Annotated in this window: 18 protein-coding genes; 10 read left to right on the top strand and 8 right to left on the bottom strand. The window is 64.4% G+C overall.

The genetic code is table 11. The features are described from left to right. The first annotated feature begins 3 nt into the window (after window positions 1–3). A complete protein-coding gene (locus ABNW52_RS12420; RefSeq protein ID WP_349588252.1) occupies window positions 4–999 on the top strand; it encodes an NAD(P)H-dependent glycerol-3-phosphate dehydrogenase in 996 nt (331 codons plus the stop codon). Window positions 1,000–1,055: 56 nt separating this feature from the next. Here the strand turns inward: ABNW52_RS12420 and ABNW52_RS12415 are convergent, their stop codons facing one another. From ABNW52_RS12415 to aroQ, 6 genes are all read right to left on the bottom strand, one after another. After that, window positions 1,056–1,580, bottom strand: a complete 525-nt coding sequence (locus ABNW52_RS12415; RefSeq protein ID WP_349588249.1) for a redoxin family protein — start codon at window positions 1,578–1,580, stop codon at window positions 1,056–1,058. Window positions 1,581–1,710: 130 nt separating this feature from the next. Continuing rightward, a complete protein-coding gene (locus ABNW52_RS12410; RefSeq protein ID WP_349588246.1) occupies window positions 1,711–2,883 on the bottom strand; it encodes a DUF3426 domain-containing protein in 1,173 nt (390 codons plus the stop codon). Between the two features lie 103 nt (window positions 2,884–2,986). Then, window positions 2,987–3,877, bottom strand: coding sequence for a 50S ribosomal protein L11 methyltransferase (gene prmA, locus ABNW52_RS12405; RefSeq protein WP_349588243.1), 891 nt, complete (start codon window positions 3,875–3,877; stop codon window positions 2,987–2,989). A 3-nt stretch (window positions 3,878–3,880) separates the two neighbouring features. Further along, window positions 3,881–5,233, bottom strand: a complete 1,353-nt coding sequence (accC, locus tag ABNW52_RS12400) for an acetyl-CoA carboxylase biotin carboxylase subunit (RefSeq protein WP_349588240.1) — start codon at window positions 5,231–5,233, stop codon at window positions 3,881–3,883. A gap of 148 nt (window positions 5,234–5,381) precedes the next feature. Continuing rightward, a complete protein-coding gene (accB, locus tag ABNW52_RS12395; protein ID WP_349588238.1) occupies window positions 5,382–5,843 on the bottom strand; it encodes an acetyl-CoA carboxylase biotin carboxyl carrier protein in 462 nt (153 codons plus the stop codon). A 28-nt stretch (window positions 5,844–5,871) separates the two neighbouring features. Further along, window positions 5,872–6,321 (bottom strand): type II 3-dehydroquinate dehydratase, encoded by a 450-nt coding sequence (aroQ, locus tag ABNW52_RS12390; RefSeq protein ID WP_349588235.1) that lies wholly within the window; start codon window positions 6,319–6,321, stop codon window positions 5,872–5,874. Window positions 6,322–6,600: 279 nt separating this feature from the next. Between aroQ and queA the strand changes: the two genes are divergently transcribed. From queA to ABNW52_RS12350, 8 genes are all read left to right on the top strand, one after another. Continuing rightward, window positions 6,601–7,626, top strand: a complete 1,026-nt coding sequence (queA, locus tag ABNW52_RS12385) for a tRNA preQ1(34) S-adenosylmethionine ribosyltransferase-isomerase QueA (protein ID WP_349588232.1) — start codon at window positions 6,601–6,603, stop codon at window positions 7,624–7,626. After that, entirely contained in the window at window positions 7,626–7,997 is a 372-nt protein-coding gene (locus ABNW52_RS12380) for a gamma-butyrobetaine hydroxylase family protein (RefSeq protein WP_349588230.1), read from the top strand. Before queA ends, ABNW52_RS12380 begins: the two co-directional genes overlap by 1 nt. Window positions 7,998–7,999: 2 nt before the next feature. Beyond that, complete coding sequence (ubiE, locus tag ABNW52_RS12375; protein WP_349588228.1) at window positions 8,000–8,731, top strand: bifunctional demethylmenaquinone methyltransferase/2-methoxy-6-polyprenyl-1,4-benzoquinol methylase UbiE; 732 nt, start codon at window positions 8,000–8,002, stop codon at window positions 8,729–8,731. Next, window positions 8,731–9,249, top strand: a complete 519-nt coding sequence (locus ABNW52_RS12370; RefSeq protein WP_349588225.1) for a M15 family metallopeptidase — start codon at window positions 8,731–8,733, stop codon at window positions 9,247–9,249. The genes ubiE and ABNW52_RS12370 overlap by 1 nt, the downstream gene beginning before the upstream one ends. A gap of 26 nt (window positions 9,250–9,275) precedes the next feature. Next, complete coding sequence (locus tag ABNW52_RS12365; RefSeq protein WP_349588223.1) at window positions 9,276–9,947, top strand: YiaD family glycine zipper/OmpA-like lipoprotein; 672 nt, start codon at window positions 9,276–9,278, stop codon at window positions 9,945–9,947. A gap of 158 nt (window positions 9,948–10,105) precedes the next feature. Further along, entirely contained in the window at window positions 10,106–10,690 is a 585-nt protein-coding gene (locus ABNW52_RS12360; protein ID WP_349588221.1) for a ubiquinone biosynthesis accessory factor UbiJ, read from the top strand. A 161-nt stretch (window positions 10,691–10,851) separates the two neighbouring features. Then, window positions 10,852–12,384 (top strand): ubiquinone biosynthesis regulatory protein kinase UbiB, encoded by a 1,533-nt coding sequence (gene ubiB, locus ABNW52_RS12355; RefSeq protein WP_349588218.1) that lies wholly within the window; start codon window positions 10,852–10,854, stop codon window positions 12,382–12,384. A 111-nt stretch (window positions 12,385–12,495) separates the two neighbouring features. Further along, the gene (locus tag ABNW52_RS12350) at window positions 12,496–13,803 is read left to right on the top strand and encodes an NAD(P)/FAD-dependent oxidoreductase (RefSeq protein WP_349588216.1); all 1,308 of its coding nucleotides are present in this window, start codon (window positions 12,496–12,498) and stop codon (window positions 13,801–13,803) included. Between the two features lie 98 nt (window positions 13,804–13,901). On the opposite strand, the gene ABNW52_RS12345 is transcribed toward ABNW52_RS12350, so the two are convergent. Both ABNW52_RS12345 and ABNW52_RS12340 read right to left on the bottom strand, forming a co-directional pair. Further along, on the bottom strand, window positions 13,902–14,255 hold the full coding sequence (locus ABNW52_RS12345) for a GlpM family protein (protein WP_349588213.1): 354 nt from the start codon (window positions 14,253–14,255) through the stop codon (window positions 13,902–13,904). Further along, window positions 14,252–14,620, bottom strand: a complete 369-nt coding sequence (locus ABNW52_RS12340; protein ID WP_349588210.1) for an Mth938-like domain-containing protein — start codon at window positions 14,618–14,620, stop codon at window positions 14,252–14,254. The genes ABNW52_RS12345 and ABNW52_RS12340 overlap by 4 nt, the downstream gene beginning before the upstream one ends. Before the next feature lie 132 nt (window positions 14,621–14,752). On the opposite strand from ABNW52_RS12340, the gene ABNW52_RS12335 reads away from it, so the two are divergent. Next, complete coding sequence (locus tag ABNW52_RS12335) at window positions 14,753–15,982, top strand: pyridoxal phosphate-dependent aminotransferase (protein ID WP_349588207.1); 1,230 nt, start codon at window positions 14,753–14,755, stop codon at window positions 15,980–15,982. Window positions 15,983–16,201 lie beyond the last annotated feature (219 nt).

The following is a 16,201-nucleotide window of genomic DNA, read 5'->3' as shown; positions in this document are numbered from 1 at the left end:
CGCATGAAAATGACCGTTATCGGTGCCGGTGCCTGGGGCACGGCACTGGCGATTGCCTTCAGCCGTCAGCACGAGGTCACGCTGTGGGGCCGCGATGCCGCGCAGATGGTGGACATGCAGGCCAACCGCCTCAACCGCCGCTATCTGCCGGATTGCCCGCTGCCGGACAAGCTGCACCTGTCGGCCGATCTGTCCGAAGCGGTAATGGGCGTGGAGCTGGTGCTGGTGGTGACGCCGATCGCCGGCCTGCGGCCAACCCTGAAGGAGCTGGCGCGGCTGAAGGTGGACGCGCCGCTGCTGTGGGCGTGCAAGGGCTTCGAGGCCGGCTCCAGCCTGCTGCCGCACCAGGTGGTGGCGGAGGAGTTTCCGCGGCTGAAGACCGTCGGTGTCTTGTCCGGCCCCAGCTTTGCCAAGGAAGTGGCGCTGGGGCTGCCGGCGGCGGTGTCGCTGGCGTCGGAAAACTACGGCTTTGCCCGCGACTTTGCCCGCGAGCTGCACAGCCCGCTGTTGCGCATCTACGCCAATGACGATCTGGTGGGGGTAGAAGTCGGCGGCGCGGTGAAGAACGTGATGGCGATCGCCACCGGCGTGGCCGATGGCCTGGGCTTCGGCATGAATGCCCGCGCGGCGCTGATCACCCGCGGGCTGGCCGAGATCACCCGGCTGGCGGTGGCGCTGGGTGGCAGCCAGCAAAGCATGCAGGGCTTGTCCGGGGTGGGCGATCTGATCCTGACCTGCACCGGGGCGCTGTCGCGCAACCGTCAGGTGGGTCTCAAGCTGGCGGAGGGCAAGTCGCTGGCCGATATCCTGACCGAGCTGGGCCATGTGGCCGAAGGCGTGCCGACCGCGCGCGAGGTGCTGAAAATGGCGGAGCGGCTGGAGGTGGACATGCCGATTACCGCCGCGGTATGCGAGTTGCTGTATCACCAGGCCACGCCGCAAAGCGTGGTGGAAAGCCTGCTGGGGCGCACGCCCAAGCCGGAGTTCGGCCAGGCCTGAGCGGCTAGGCATTAAAAAAGGCACCTGCGGGTGCCTTTTTTCATATCTATCTCGCGCTAGCCCGGCAGCTTGGCCAGCAGCGCGTTGCGGATGGCGGCAAGGTCGAAGTCGTCATCGGCGTTTTCCAGCCGCTGTGCATACAGGATGCGATCATCGTCATCCACCAGCCACAGCGCCGGGCAGGTCATGCCGGCCAGCGGGTAGTCCTGCAGCAGTACGCCGAAATGCTTGTGGAAGTCGCGGCCGCGCAGGGTGGACAGCAGCACCACATTGGGCAGGCCGTGCTCCTTGCGTGCCCGGTGCAGGCTGAACGGTGAATCGACGCTGATCACGATGAACTGCAGCAGCGGCCAACCTTCTAGCTTGCGGCGCAGTTGTTGCAGCAGGGCTAGGCCGCCTTGTTCGGCGTCCAGCGACAGCAGGGTGACGATCAGCTTGGTACGCCCGAGAAAGCGCTCCAGCGCCACATCGCGCAGGTGTTCATCCACCAGCATGAAACTGGGCAGCAGCTGCCCGGCTTCCGGAAAACTGCCCCCCACCGCCATGCTCTCATCGCCGTAACGCAAGAAATGCTGTGCCATGCTGGTCTCCTGTTGGCCCTGCTACCTGGCCGTTGCCGGTAGCGTTTGCATGCCTTCATGGTGGCCCAGTCCGCATAAAAAGCAAGGTTGGCCGCGGCCAACCTTGTGCTGGGGCAGGGCGCGGCGCGCTTCAGCGATAGAAGAAGTCCAGGCTGTAGCCCTGGGCCTTGCCGTCGATGACTTCCATGCGCAGCTGCAGCTTCAGCTCGCTGTTGGCATTGAACTGGCCCAGCTGATAGTCCTGCGGCTTCAGGTACTCCTGCGGCAGCAGTACCTTGCGCATCATGATCTGGTCACTGGCATTTTTCAGCGTCACTTCCATCAGCGGGAACGCTTGCGGATAGGGCGCCAGGTTCTTCAGCGTGGCGTTGAGCTGGATCAGCCGCTCATGGTCGGGAATGAACGACAGCTCCGACCACTCGGTGCGAATCAGCTGGCGGTCGCTGGGCAGCGGCACGCTGCAGCCCAGCACGTCGCAGATGGCCTCGAAGGCCGGGCGCAGCTCCGGCATTTCGGCGCTGGCACGGGTGCGGTTGATGAACAGGATCTGGCCCAGCAACAGCAGCAGCAGCAGTACGGCCAGCAGCGCCAGCAACACATTGCGCCACCACGGCGTGGGCACGTCGCTGTCGGCCGCGGGGGTGTCGATGACCGCTGTGGTGATGGCATCGGGTTCCGGTTCGGCGGTCCAGATGGAAACCGGCGGCGCGCTCGGGGTGTGCTCTTCCGCCGCATCGACTTCGAACGGGTTGGCCGCCAGCGGGGCGGGTGGGACGTCCGCATTGTGCTGCGGGCGCAGGGCGTCGGCCAGCGCCTGCTGGAATTCGGCTAGTTGCTGGCGGCCATCCTGTTCGGCGTCGCGGGCGGCATTGCGGAAGTCCGGGCCGATGGACGTGGCCGGCGGCTGTGGCTCAGGCTCGGGTTCGCGCAGCAGATCGAAATCCGGCAGCTTGAAATCGTCCTCGTCGTGCTCGGCTAACGGGGCGGGGGCCGCCGTGGCGGCCGGCTGCGGGCTGGGGTGATCGGTACTGGCGGCCGGGGCGGCTGCCGGTTCGAAGTCCGGCAGCTCCAGCTCGAAATCGTCTTCCACGGCCTGCGGCCGTGCCGGCTGGCTTGGCGCCGGCGCCGGTACGGCTACCGGTGGCAGGCTTTCCGCCTGTGGCGCGGAGCTTTCAAAGTAGCTGGGGGCGTGGAAGACATGGCTGCAGCGGCCGCAGCGTACCATGCCGCCGGCCAGCGCCAGATGGGCGTCGGTGACTTTGAACTTGGTCTGACAGCTGGGGCACTGCGTGGTATGGCTCATGGCGAGTTCTGTGTTGCCTTGTTAGGTTGGCCGCGACTTGGCGCCAGCGTGCAAAAAGGGCCGCCGGCATGGCCGGCGACCCTGGGGCGATGTTGCCGCCGCGTCAGGCGCGTTTGCTGCCGCTCAGGCGCGTCCAGCCTTCGTCGAAGACTGCCGGATCCATGTCGAACCACTGCGCGTAGAGTGCCGACATTTCATCGGCCTGCTCGGCCAGAATGCCGGACAGCACGATTTTACCACCGGTTTTCACGTGGCTAGCCAGTAATTCGCCCAGCATACGCAGCGGGTTGGCCAGGATATTGGCCACCACCACATCGTACTCGCCCGGCTGCAGGGTGTCCGGCAGGCCGAAGTCGCCGGCCACGCCGTTCTGTACCGCGTTGTCGATGCTGGCGCGCACCGCCTGGGCGTCGATGTCGATGCCGCGGGTGTAGCCGGCACCGAGTTTCATCGCCGCGATGGCCAGGATGCCGGAACCGCAGCCGTAGTCGAGCACGCTCTCGCCGCCCTTGATCTGGCTGTCCAGCCACTGCAGGCACAGCCGCGTGGTGGGGTGGCTGCCGGTACCGAACGCCAGGCCCGGATCCAGCTGCAGGTTGATGGCCGCCGGGTCCGGCGATACATGCCAGGTCGGGGTGATCCACAGCCGGTCGGAAATGCGGATAGGGTCGAACTGGCTTTGCGTCAGGCGCACCCAGTCCTGCTCTTCCACGCGGCCAACCGTGTAGCTGGGCACGGCCATGCGGCACTGGTTGGCCGCAGCGGTGATCATCAGCGCTACGTCGGCATCTTCGGCAAACAGTGCGTTGATCAGGCTGTGGCTCCACAGCTGATCGACCGGCTCGCCCGGCTCACCGAAGATCGGCTGCTCGTCGGCGGTGCCGGCCAGCGCGTCTTCGATGGTGGCCGACAGCGCGCCGACGTCCATCAGCACGTCGGCAAGCTGCTCGGCGATGGCCGAGTCGGCATGAATGGTGGCTTGCAGCCAGGCCATGGCTTAACCTTTCTTCAACTGCGACAGGCGTTCTTCCAGATAGTGGATGCTGGTGCCGCCGTGGCGGAACTCGCCATCCAGGAACAGTTCCTGATGCAGCGGGATGTTGGTCTTGATACCGGTAATCGCCATTTCCGACAGCGCCACGCGCATGCGCGCCATGGCTTGCTCGCGAGTATCGCCGTAGGCGATCAGTTTGGCGATCATGGAATCATAGTGCGGCGGTACGGTGTAGCCCTGGTAAATGTGCGAATCGATGCGGATGCCCGGGCCGCCGGCCGGGTGGTAGCTTTCGATCTTGCCCGGCGACGGAATGAAGTTGAACGGGTCTTCCGCGTTGATGCGGCATTCCATGGCATGGCCACGGAAGTGGATGTCTTTCTGCTTGAAACGCAGTGGCAGGCCGGCCGCGATGCGGATCTGTTCCTGCACGATATCGATGCCGGTGATCAGCTCGGTGACCGGGTGCTCCACCTGTACGCGGGTGTTCATCTCGATGAAGTAGAACTCACCGTTTTCGTACAGGAATTCGAAGGTGCCGGCGCCGCGGTAGCCGATGCGGCGGCAGGCGTCGGCGCAGGCCTCACCGATACGCTTGCGCTGTTCGGCGGTGATGCCCGGTGCCGGCGCTTCTTCAATGATCTTCTGGTGGCGGCGCTGCATCGAGCAATCGCGCTCGCCCAGATACACGGCGTTGCCGTGCTCGTCGGACAGCACCTGGATTTCGATGTGGCGCGGCTGCTCCAGGAACTTTTCCATGTACACGGTGGGGTTGCCGAAGGCGGCACCGGCTTCGGTACGGGTCATGTTCACCGAGCTGATCAGCGCGGCTTCGGTATGCACCACGCGCATGCCGCGGCCGCCACCGCCACCGGCGGCCTTGATGATTACGGGCAAGCCGATCTTGCGGGCAATCTTGGTGATTTCTGCCGGGTCGTCCGGCAGGGCACCAGCCACGCCGGGTACGGTCGGTACGCCGGCTTCGATCATCGCCTGCTTGGCGGACACCTTGTCGCCCATCATGCGGATGGTTTCCGGGCGCGGGCCGATGAACACGAAGCCGGATTGCTCCACACGTTCTGCAAAGTCGGCGTTTTCCGACAGGAAGCCATAGCCCGGGTGGATGGCCTGGGCGTCGGTCACTTCGGCGGCTGCGATCAGTGCCGGCACATTCAGGTAGCTCTGGCTGGACGGTGCCGGGCCAATGCACACCGATTCGTCGGCCAGCTTCACGTACTTGGCTTCGCGGTCGGCTTCGGAATGCACCACCACGGTCTTGATGCCCATTTCGCGGCAGGCGCGCTGGATGCGCAGCGCAATCTCGCCACGGTTGGCGATGAGGATTTTTTCAAACATGATCGTATCTCCTGGCAAGGCTTTATTCGCTGGCGTGGCCAATGCGGTAGCGATCTTGCCCGGGCTGTTCTGCCAGCCCTAACAACACGTCAAAAACGGAAAGGGCACTCAGTCGTGCCCTGTCGTCAGCATTCTGCAGCTTGGTCGCTTACTCGATGATGAACAGCGGTTCGCCGTATTCCACCGGCTGGCCGTCGTCGACCAGGATGGCTTTCACCACGCCGGCGCGTTCGGCTTCGATCTCGTTCATCAGCTTCATCGCTTCGATGATGCACAGGGTGTCGCCCACGTTGACGGACTGGCCCACTTTTACGAACGGCTCAGCGTCCGGGCTCGGCTTGCTGTAGAAGGTGCCGACCATCGGCGATTTCTGCGCCTTGCTCATGTCGGCAGCCGGTGCGGCTTCGGCCACCGGGGCGGCAGCGGCGGCTACCGGAGCGGCGGCCATGTGCGGGGCTACCTGGTAGTGCATCGGCTGGGCCATGGCCACAGCGTGATTGGCGGAGACACGGGTGATGCGAACTTTTTCTTCGCCTTCGGTCACTTCGAGCTCAGCAATGCCGGATTCCTCGACGAGATCGATCAGCTTCTTCAGTTTGCGCAGGTCCATGGTTTTCCTTCGGAGAGATATTCGGGTGTTATGCCGGCGTGGCCAGACGCTTCATCGCGTGGGCCAGGGCCAGCTCGTAGCCATGAGCGCCCAGACCGCAAATAACGCCGACCGCCAGATCGGAAAAATACGAGTGCTGGCGGAACGGTTCGCGGGCGTGGACGTTGGACAGGTGGACTTCGATAAACGGCACCTTGACACCGGCGATGGCGTCGCGCACGGCGACGCTGGTGTGGGTAAAGGCTGCCGGATTGATGATGATCATCGCCGTCCCGTCGCTCAGGCAGGCATGGATGCGGTCGATCAGTACGTGCTCGGCATTGCTTTGCAAAACGTCCAGTTCGAAACCTGCAGCCAGCGCCTGTTCACGCAGGCGGTTATTGATGTCATCCAGGGTGTCCCGGCCGTAGTGCTGTGGCTCACGCAGTCCGAGAAGATTCAGATTGGGGCCGTGCAGCACGAGGATTTTTCGGGTCAAGGTGTCAGTCCCTGTTTTGATATGGCCGCGAGTTTGCCGCAATTGTCAGCACGATGTCCAGTAATTGCGGTAATTCAAACGGGTGTTTGCCGTCGTGGTTTGTTGGTAAAATGCCGCGGTTTGGAGTGAAAGCACTAGCGGAAGTGGCGCATTGTAACGGCCTTGTCGCAAGACTGTGCCTGTCTGTTAGGACTGGCTTGATCTGGGGCAAGACGCGCTTGTTGTCGCGGTGCGGCAGGCAAAAGGTATAATCCGCCGGTTTAGTAGATGAAGCCCGCCATGCACGTTTCCGACTTCGATTACCACTTGCCAGACCACCTGATCGCCCAGCATCCGCCGGCCGAGCGCGGCAGCAGCCGCCTGTTGCTGGTAAATGGCGACACATTGCAGGACAGCCGTTTTACCGAGTTTGCCAGCCATTTGCAGGCGGGCGACGTGATGGTGTTCAACGATACCCGCGTGATCAAGGCGCGCCTGTTCGGTGAAAAGGACAGTGGCGGCAAGATCGAGGCATTGGTGGAACGGGTACTGAACGAGCACGAAGTGCTGGCGCATGTGCGCGCCAGCAAATCGCCCAAGCCGGGTACGCGCCTGATTTTTGCCGGCCGCTGGCAGGCGGAGATGGTCGAACGCGCCGGCGAGCTGTTCAAGCTGCGCTTCCTGGATGCGGCCAACGTGTTCGACATCCTGGACCAATCCGGCAAGCTGCCGCTGCCGCCATATATCGAGCGCGATACCGATGCCGATGACGACGAGCGCTACCAGACGGTGTATGCCCGCGAAAAGGGCGCGGTAGCGGCGCCCACCGCCGGGCTGCACTTTACCGATGCCATGCTGCAGCAGCTGCGCGACAAGGGCGTGCAGCTGTGCAATGTCACCCTGCACGTCGGCGCCGGCACCTTCCAGCCGGTGCGGGTGGACAACATCGCCGAGCACAAGATGCACAGCGAGATCTACGACGTGCCGCCGGCGACGGTGGCGGCCATCAACGCGGCGCACAAGGTTGGCCGCAAGGTGCTGGCAGTGGGCACCACCAGCATGCGCGCGCTGGAATCCGCCGCCCGCGGCGGCGAATTGCGCGCCGGCCGCGGCGAGACCGACATCTTCATTACCCCGGGCTACCGTTTCCAGGTGGTGGACATGCTGTTGACCAACTTCCACCTGCCCAAGTCCACGCTGCTGATGCTGGTGTCGGCGTTTGCCGGCTACCTGGAAATGCGTGCTGCCTACGCGCACGCGGTGACGCAGCAGTACAAGTTCTTCAGCTATGGCGATGCCATGCTGCTTACCCGCAAGGAACCATGATGAGCGGATTGACTCACGACAGTGCCAGCCCGCTGGAAATCCAGCTGCATGCGGTATCGCAGTTGCTGGAGATCAGCTACGACGACGGCGCCAGTTTCAACCTGGCGGCGGAATACCTGCGGGTGTACTCGCCGTCCGCCGAGGTGCGCGGTCACGGCGTGGGCAACGAGGTGCTGCAGGTCGGCAAGAAACACGTGGCCATCACCGCGCTGGAGCCGGTGGGCCACTACGCGCTGAAGATCGTGTTCAGCGATGGCCACGACAGCGGCCTGTACAGCTGGGCCTATCTATACGAGCTGGGCGTGAAGCACGACCAGTACTGGCAGGATTATCTGAATCGCCTCGCCGCCGCTGGCGCGGGCAGGGAGTAAACATGAGCAAGACGCACTTTGGCTTCAAGTCGGTGGAAGAAACCGAAAAGGCCGGCAAGGTGGCCGAGGTATTCCACTCGGTGGCGCAGAAGTACGACGTGATGAACGATCTGATGTCCGGCGGCCTGCATCGCGTGTGGAAGCACTTCACGCTGACCACCTCCGGTGTGCGCCCGGGCGACAAGGTGCTGGACATCGCCGGCGGCACCGGCGACCTGGCGCGCGGCTGGTCCAAGCGCGTCGGCAAGAGCGGCGAAGTGTGGCTCACCGACATCAATAGCTCGATGCTGACCGTTGGCCGCGACCGGCTGCTGGACGAGGGCCTGATGCTGCCGGTGTCGCTGGCCGACGCCGAGAAGCTGCCGTTCCCGGACAACTACTTCAACGCGGTGTCGGTGGCGTTCGGCCTGCGCAACATGACGCACAAGGACGCGGCGCTGAAAGAGATGTGCCGTGTGCTGAAACCGGGCGGCAAGCTGTTCGTGCTGGAGTTCTCCAAGGTGTGGAAGCCGCTGTCGCCGTTCTATGACTTCTACTCCTTCAAGGCGCTGCCGGTGATGGGCAAGCTGGTGGCCGGCGACGCCGACAGCTACCAGTACCTGGCCGAATCGATCCGCATGCACCCGGATCAGGAAACGCTGAAGCAGATGATGCTGGACGCCGGCTTCGGCCGCGTCGACTACCACAACATGACCGGCGGCGTGGTGGCGCTGCACAAGGGCGTCAAGTTCTGATGGACGCGACGCTGGCGCAGCGGCTGGCCGCGCTGGGTATCGACCCGGCCACGTTGGCCGCACGCGGTCTGGTGCCGCACGCCGAACCCGCCGCGCTGGTGGTGGCGGAGCGCAATAATGATGGCCGCGAATTCGAACTGATTGCGCCAGCCGCTGTCGCATGGCAGCAGCTGCGCGATGCGGCGGCCGCCGATGGCATCAGCCTGTTTCTGGTGTCGGCTTTTCGCAGCATCGCCCGTCAGCATGAAATCGTCGCCGCCAAACTGGCGCGCGGCCAACGTCTGGAAGACATTTTGCGGGTCAGCGCCGCACCCGGCTACAGCGAGCACCACACCGGCCGTGCCATCGACATCGGCACGCCGGGCTCGCCAGTGCTGGAGCAGGTGTTCGACACCACGCCGGCCTATGCCTGGTTGTGCGCTCACGCCGCCCGTTTCGGTTATACCCTGAGTTATCCACCCGGCAATGCCGATGGTTACCTGTATGAGCCGTGGCACTGGTGCTGGCACGCGTGCTGACCCGTTCACCCCCAAGGAGCAACAATATGAACAAGCGTCTTTCCACTACCACCCTGGTAACCCTGGTTTCCGCCGCCCTGCTGGCTGGCGGTTGCGCCAATATGGATCAGTACAACAACAGCCAGACCGGCGCCGTGATCGGTGCGGTGGGCGGGGCGGTGCTGGGCGCCGCCGTGTCCAGCAAGAAAGACCGCACCAAGGGTGCCGTCATCGGTGCAGTGGGTGGCGGCCTGGCCGGCTATGCCGTGGGTACCTATATGGATAACCAGGCCAAGGATTTCGAAAAGCAGCTGGCGCCGCAGATCAAGTCTGGCGCCATCGAGCTGCAGCGCAATGCCGACAAGAGCCTGACTGTGGTGATGACCTCGGCCACCGCGTTTGACAGCAACTCTTCGGCGCTGAAATCCGGCTTCCTGCCGACGCTGGACACCATCTCCGGCATCGTGCGCAAGTATGGCAAGACCACGCTGGATATCGAAGGCCACACCGATGCCTCCGGTAATGACCGCATCAACCAGCCGCTGTCCGAACAACGTGCGGCCGCGGTAGAGCAATATCTGCAGTCGCGCGGCGTGCAGCAGGAACGCATGCAGGCAATTGGCTATGGTTCCAGCCGCCCGCGTGCCGACAACAAGACCGAGGCTGGCAAGCAGCTGAACCGTCGCGTGGAAATCCACATCATCCCGGTGGTGCAGTAATCCTGATGTCGGTGTGATCGATAAGGGGCCGGCATCAACACTGGCTTGATGTTGGCCGCGGCGCTTGCCGCCTTATCGATAAAAATGGCGGCCGGATCACCCGGTCGCCGCCATCGCGCTAGCGTATTGTTGAGCCTGAGCGGACAAGGACATTGAGCATGGGTTTGCGCATTGCTGCCTTTAATCATCTGTTGAACCAGCACCCGGAGGTGCGCGCCGACCTGGCGCTGCATGCCGGGCGTCGTATTGCCATTACCCTGCCGCCGTTCGACCTGGCCGGGGTGGTGACCGACGAAGGCTGGCTGGCCGCCTGCGAAGGCGAGCCGGAAGCGCGGCTGCGGCTGAAGCACGGCGTGGCGCTGGCGCAGTTGTCCGGCCGCGAACCGGCGCTGAGCGACATCGTGCTGGAAGGCGATACCGAGCTGGCCACCGAGGTTGGCCGCATCGTGCGCCGCCTGCAGTGGGATGCCACCGAGGACCTGTCGCGGGTGGTGGGCGACGTGGCGGCCCATCGCGTGCAAGGTTTTGTGCGCGGCCTGTTCGGCATCAAGGGCGAGATCGGCGGCCGGCTGCTGGAAAACTGGATCGAACACCTGCGCGAGGAAGTACCGCTGCTGGCCAGGAAGCCGGACGTGGCCGCCTTTGTCGTGGCGGTGGACGAGCTGCGCGAAGATGCAGACCGCCTCGACAAGCGACTGGCGTTATTGCAGCAGCGGCTGGCGGCGCGCACGCCAGCGCGCTGACGCGAGATCCGGAACCGGTGCCCTGGCGCCGGTTTTTTGTTGCCGGCCGCGGCGCCGGCGTTGCAAAGCCAGCCCCGCCGCGACTATGCTTCGCGCTTTGTGCACTGCGGCCAACCTGTGGCCGCGGCGGCACGGCCACTTTTCTCTCGACAGAATCCATCATGCGTATCGCGCGGCTCGCCAAGATCGTTGCCACTTTTTACCGTTACGGCCTGGATGACTTCCTGGTCGACCGTCCCCGCGTGCGGTTGCTGCACTGGCTGTTCCGCCTGACGCCGCTGCCGCGCGACCTGTCGCAGCCGCGGCCGGTACGGGTGCGGCTGGCGCTGGAAAGCCTGGGGCCGATCTTCGTCAAGTTCGGCCAGGTGCTGTCCACCCGCCGCGATCTGCTGCCGGAGGACTACGCCGACGAGCTGGCGCGGCTGCAGGACAAGGTGCCGCCGTTCGATTCCGCCACCGCGCGCGCGGTGATCGAACAGAGCCTGGGGCGGCCGATTGCCGAGCTGTACGACGAATTCGACGATGTGCCGGTGGCCAGCGCCTCGGTGGCGCAGGTGCACCGCGCGCGGCTGCATGGCCAGGATGGCAAGCCGGGGCTGCCGGTGGCGGTGAAGGTGCTGCGGCCGGCGATCAAGCCGGTGATCGAGCAGGACTTGGCGCTGCTGGCAGTGCTGGCCGGGCTGGCGGAACGCTTTCTGCCCGATGGCAAGCGGCTGAAGCCGCGCGAGGTGGTGGCCGAGTTCGACCGCCACCTGCACGACGAGCTGGACCTGATGCACGAGGCCGGCAACGCCAGCCAGCTGCACCGCAACTTCATCGGCAGCGACATGCTGATCGTGCCGGAGGTGTACTACGACTACAGCAGCCGCGACGTGCTGACGCTGGAATGGATGGACGGCATCCCGGTCGGGCAGATCGAGCGCCTGCGCGCGGCCGGGGTCGACCTGAAAAAGCTCAGCCGCTTCGGGGTGGAAATCTTCTTCACCCAGGTGTTCCGTCATGGCTTCTTCCATGCCGACATGCACCCGGGCAATATCTTCGTCGCCGATGACGGCCGCTATATCGCGCTGGATTTCGGCATCGTCGGCAGCCTTACCGAGACTGACAAGCACTACCTGGCGGTGAACTTCCTCGCCTTCTTCAATCGCGACTACCACCGCGTGGCCACCGCCCACATCGAGTCCGGCTGGGTGCCGAAGGAAACCCGCGCCGAAGAACTGGAAGCGGCGGTGCGCACCGTGTGCGAGCCGATCTTCAACAAGCCGCTGTCGCAGATTTCCTTCGGCATGGTGCTGCTGCGGCTGTTCGAGACCAGCCGCCGCTTCAACGTGGAAATCCAGCCGCAGCTGGTGTTGCTGCAGAAGACGCTGCTCAATATCGAGGGCCTGGGGCGGCAGTTGGACCCGAATCTGGACCTGTGGGACACCGCCAAACCGTTCCTGACCAAATGGATGAACGAGCAGATCGGCTGGCGCGGCCTGCTGCGCACCCTTAAGCACGAGGCACCGCAATGGGCCACCACCTTGCCGGCGCTGCCGCGCAAGCTGAACGAGGCGCTGTCCGGCCAGACCACCGAACTGCTGGTGCAGGGCTACATCCAGCTGATGCGCGAGCAGAAGCGGCAGAACTTCCTGTTGCTGCTGATTGCTTTACTATTGGTGCTGCTGCTGGTCATCGGCTGGGTTGGCCGCTAACGATCCCTGCACCTACACAACCCGGCTGGGCTGGCGTCAGAAGCGTCACCCCAGCCGTTTTCACGTCGGCAGACAGCTGTGGTAACGCATTCTGATTATCAAGGAGTTGCCATGTTGAGTCGTTCTGCTGCTTTACCCAGCATTGTCATCGTCGGCGGCGGCGCCGGCGGCCTGGAGCTGGCCACCCGCCTGGGCCGCCAGCTGGGGCTGCGCCACAAGGCGCGCATCGTGCTGGTGGATGGATCGCCGACCCACATCTGGAAACCGCTGCTGCACGAGGTGGCTACCGGGGCACTGAACACCGGCGAGGACGAGGTGAACTACTTTGCCCACGGCTACCGCAATGGCTACGAGTTCGAGTTCGGCTACATGCAGGCGCTGGACCGCCGCCGGCGCACGATTCAGCTGGCGGCCATCCACGGCCACGATGGTGAGCTGCTAAGCCCGGCGCGCGAGGTCGGCTACGACTGGCTGGTGCTGGCAGTGGGGGCGGAGGCCAATGATTTTGGCACGCCGGGCGTGCGCGAACACGCGATGCAGTTGAACACGCCGACTGATGCCGAACGACTGCGCCATCGGCTGCTGGAGTTGTCGTTCAAGTGCAGCAGCGGTCAGCAGGCCGATCTCAACATTGCCATCGTCGGCGGTGGCGCCACCGGGGTGGAGCTGGCGGCGGAGCTGAACCACACCGTGCGCGAAATGCATGTCTATGGCGCCCGGCTGCAGCCGGCGCAGGTGCACATCAGCGTGATCGAGGGCGGCGAGCGGGTGCTGGCAGCGGCGCCGCCGTCGCTGTCCGCCTATGCGCAGGAACAGTTGGCCGCTCGCCACGTGCGGGTGCTGACCAATAGCCGGGTGGCGGCGGTGACCGCGGCCGGCGTCGAACTGCACGACGGCAGCCAGGTGGCGGCCGACATTACGGTGTGGGCGGCCGGGGTGAAGGCGCCGAGCTGGCTGGCGGCGCTGGATGGCTTGGCGGTGAACGGCATCAACCAGCTGCAGGTGGATGAACGGCTGCGCTGCGCCGGGCAGGACGCTATCTACGCGCTGGGTGACTGCGCCGCCTGCGATGGCGGCAATGGCCGCCCGCTGCCGGCCACCGCCCAAGTGGCGCACCAGCAGGCGCAGTGGCTGGCCGCCGAGCTGGCGCAGCGCCTGCGCGAACAGCAGGCGGCGCCGTTTGTGTTCAAGCCGCAAGGCATGATGGTGTCGCTGGGCAAGCACACCGCGGTGGGCAGCCTGGCGGCGATTGTCGGCCCCAAGCGCGATTACTACGTGGAAGGGCGTGGCGCCAAGCTGATCTACGCTTCCTTGTACCGCATGCACCAGGCCGCAGTGCACGGCTGGCTGCTGGCCATGCTGCTATTCATCGGCGACAAGCTGCGACGGGTGGCCAAGCCGGCGTTGAAGCTGCACTAGTCGCGCCGCGTCGGCACCGCCAAAGCACAGGGCCGCCCGTGGGCGGCCTTGTTTTGCCTGCGGCCAACGTTGGCCGCAGGTAGCGTCGGGGAGGACGTTCAGTGCATCCAGTAATGCCAGCCCCACAGCAGCAGGCCGGCTGCCAGCGTCCAGCAGGCGGTGGCGGCCAGCAGGGTCAGCGGCAGCGACAGCCGCCCGGCCAGCTGGTACACCGCCAGCAGATACACTGCGTAGGGCAGCAGCGACCACAGCCCGAACAGCGCGGTCTGGCGCAGCGCCGCCGCACCGCGGCCGCTACCGACGATGTAATGCGCGATCAGCGCAAAGGTGGGGAACAGCGGTACCAGGCCGGCGATGAAAAAGTAGCGGCTCTGCGACAACAGACTGATCAGCAGCACCGCCAGCGCGCCCAGCAGCGCCTTGCCGGCCAGTGCCAGATCGAACGCCATCATTCGCCCAGCAGCACGGCGATCACCTGGCGATCTTCGGCCAGCAGGATGTTGTAGGTACGACAGGCGGCGTTGCTGTCCATTACTTCCACGCCGATGCCGGCATTGGTCAGCGCGGCGGTCAGCCGTGGGTGCGGAAAGCGCAAACGTTGGCCGCTGCCGAAGATCACCACCTCCGGCTGCAGCGCCAGCAGGGCGTTGAAATGCTCCTCGGCCAGCGCCTCGAAGGTGGCCGCCGCCCACGGCTGGATGCTGTTGCCGGTAACGATCAGGCTGCCGCTGTGGCGCTCGCCGTTGATCTCGACATAGTCGGCACCATAGGCGGTAAACAGGTTGCTTCCTGCGGTTTTGGCTTCGTGTAGTTTCATGGTGGAATCCCGTCGGCAGTTGTAGTGCAGTGCACCACAGATTGGGATAGGATTATAACCCGCCTGCAGCCTGGCCAGACGTTGCCGCGGCGGACAGACAGCTCACCAACCACCACCACAGTGACAGTGCCCATGCAGCCCATCCAGAAATCGCAAAAACTTGCCAACGTCTGCTATGACATTCGCGGTCCGGTGCTTGAACACGCCAAGCGCATGGAAGAGGAAGGTCATCGCATCATCAAGCTCAATATCGGCAATCCGGCGCCATTCGGCTTTTTTGCCCCGGACGAGATCATTGAGGACGTGATCGTCAATCTGCAGAACGCTTCCGGTTATTGCGATTCCAAAGGGTTGTTCGCCGCGCGCAAGGCGATCATGCATTACGCGCAGCAGAAGCAGATTCCGAACGTGGGCATGGAAGACATCTACATCGGCAACGGCGTGTCCGAGCTGATCGTGATGGCGATGCAGGCGCTGCTGGATAACGGCGACGAAGTGCTGGTGCCGGCGCCGGACTACCCGCTGTGGACCGCGGCGGTAAGCCTGGCCGGCGGCAAGCCGGTGCACTACCTGTGTGAAGAGGAACAGGGCTGGCTACCGTCGATTGCCGACATCCGCGCCAAGATCACCCCCAATACCAAGGCGCTGGTGATCATCAACCCGAACAACCCCACCGGCGCGCTGTACCCGGACCACATCCTGCAGCAACTGGTGGAGGTGGCGCGCGAGCACGGTCTGTTGCTGTACGCCGACGAAATCTACGACAAGGTGCTGTACGACGGCGCTACCCATACCTCCATCGCCTCGCTGGCGCCGGACCTGATGGTGTGCACCTTCAATGGCCTGTCCAAGAACTACCGCGCCTGCGGCTACCGCGCTGGCTGGCTGATCCTGTCCGGCGACAAGCGGCGGGCCAAGGACTACATCGAAGGCCTGAACATGCTGGCCTCGATGCGGCTGTGCGCCAACGTGCCGTCGCAGTATGCGATTCAGACCGCGCTGGGCGGCTACCAGAGCATCGACGACCTGGTGGCGCCGAGCGGCCGGCTGGCACGGCAGCGCGATCTGGCGCACAAGCTGCTCACCGAGATTCCCGGTGTGACTTGCGTCAAACCGCAGGGGGCGCTGTACCTGTTCCCGCGGCTGGACCCGGACATTTACCCGATCGAGGATGACCAGCAGTTCATCCTCGAGCTGCTGCAGCTGGAGCGGGTGCTGCTGGTACAGGGCAGCGGTTTCAACTGGATTGCGCCGGATCACTTCCGCGTGGTATTCCTACCGAACAGCGACGATCTGACCGAGGCCATCGGCCGCATCGCCCGCTTCCTGGAAAATTACCGCAAACGCCACGGAACCGACTGATGCGCAATGTTCACGCTGCCTGCCAGCAACACCTTGTCAAAGGCAAGGTGGTGGCTGCGCGTGGGGGGTGAACAGACAATAACGGAGGGGGCGCTTGCGCCCCCTTGTGCTGCCGGATGTCGATTGGCGTGCATATCCTGTCGTCAGGACATCGAGTCGGGCCGGTACTGCCGGTCCCGCTGGATCGCCTGAATCCAGGGACAAATAAACAGAACTTAG

The organism is Vogesella oryzagri (genome assembly GCF_040148885.1).
In the GTDB taxonomy this organism is placed as follows: Bacteria; Pseudomonadota; Gammaproteobacteria; order Burkholderiales; family Chromobacteriaceae; genus Vogesella; species Vogesella oryzagri.
This window is presented reverse-complemented; position numbering and strand designations above follow the sequence as displayed.

Bases quoted from the DNA above. Each gene is read 5' to 3' on its own strand.
- ABNW52_RS12420 (WP_349588252.1), top strand. From the start codon at position 4: ATGAAAATGACCGTTATCGGTGCCGGTGCCTGGGGCACGGCACTGGCG.
- ABNW52_RS12415 (WP_349588249.1), bottom strand. From the start codon at position 1,580: ATGGCACAGCATTTCTTGCGTTACGGCGATGAGAGCATGGCGGTGGGG.
- ABNW52_RS12410 (WP_349588246.1), bottom strand. From the start codon at position 2,883: ATGAGCCATACCACGCAGTGCCCCAGCTGTCAGACCAAGTTCAAAGTC.
- prmA (WP_349588243.1), bottom strand. From the start codon at position 3,877: ATGGCCTGGCTGCAAGCCACCATTCATGCCGACTCGGCCATCGCCGAG.
- accC (WP_349588240.1), bottom strand. From the start codon at position 5,233: ATGTTTGAAAAAATCCTCATCGCCAACCGTGGCGAGATTGCGCTGCGC.
- accB (WP_349588238.1), bottom strand. From the start codon at position 5,843: ATGGACCTGCGCAAACTGAAGAAGCTGATCGATCTCGTCGAGGAATCC.
- queA (WP_349588232.1), top strand. From the start codon at position 6,601: ATGCACGTTTCCGACTTCGATTACCACTTGCCAGACCACCTGATCGCC.
- ABNW52_RS12380 (WP_349588230.1), top strand. From the start codon at position 7,626: ATGAGCGGATTGACTCACGACAGTGCCAGCCCGCTGGAAATCCAGCTG.
- ubiE (WP_349588228.1), top strand. From the start codon at position 8,000: ATGAGCAAGACGCACTTTGGCTTCAAGTCGGTGGAAGAAACCGAAAAG.
- ABNW52_RS12370 (WP_349588225.1), top strand. From the start codon at position 8,731: ATGGACGCGACGCTGGCGCAGCGGCTGGCCGCGCTGGGTATCGACCCG.
- ABNW52_RS12365 (WP_349588223.1), top strand. From the start codon at position 9,276: ATGAACAAGCGTCTTTCCACTACCACCCTGGTAACCCTGGTTTCCGCC.
- ABNW52_RS12360 (WP_349588221.1), top strand. From the start codon at position 10,106: ATGGGTTTGCGCATTGCTGCCTTTAATCATCTGTTGAACCAGCACCCG.
- ubiB (WP_349588218.1), top strand. From the start codon at position 10,852: ATGCGTATCGCGCGGCTCGCCAAGATCGTTGCCACTTTTTACCGTTAC.
- ABNW52_RS12350 (WP_349588216.1), top strand. From the start codon at position 12,496: ATGTTGAGTCGTTCTGCTGCTTTACCCAGCATTGTCATCGTCGGCGGC.
- ABNW52_RS12345 (WP_349588213.1), bottom strand. From the start codon at position 14,255: ATGATGGCGTTCGATCTGGCACTGGCCGGCAAGGCGCTGCTGGGCGCG.
- ABNW52_RS12340 (WP_349588210.1), bottom strand. From the start codon at position 14,620: ATGAAACTACACGAAGCCAAAACCGCAGGAAGCAACCTGTTTACCGCC.
- ABNW52_RS12335 (WP_349588207.1), top strand. From the start codon at position 14,753: ATGCAGCCCATCCAGAAATCGCAAAAACTTGCCAACGTCTGCTATGAC.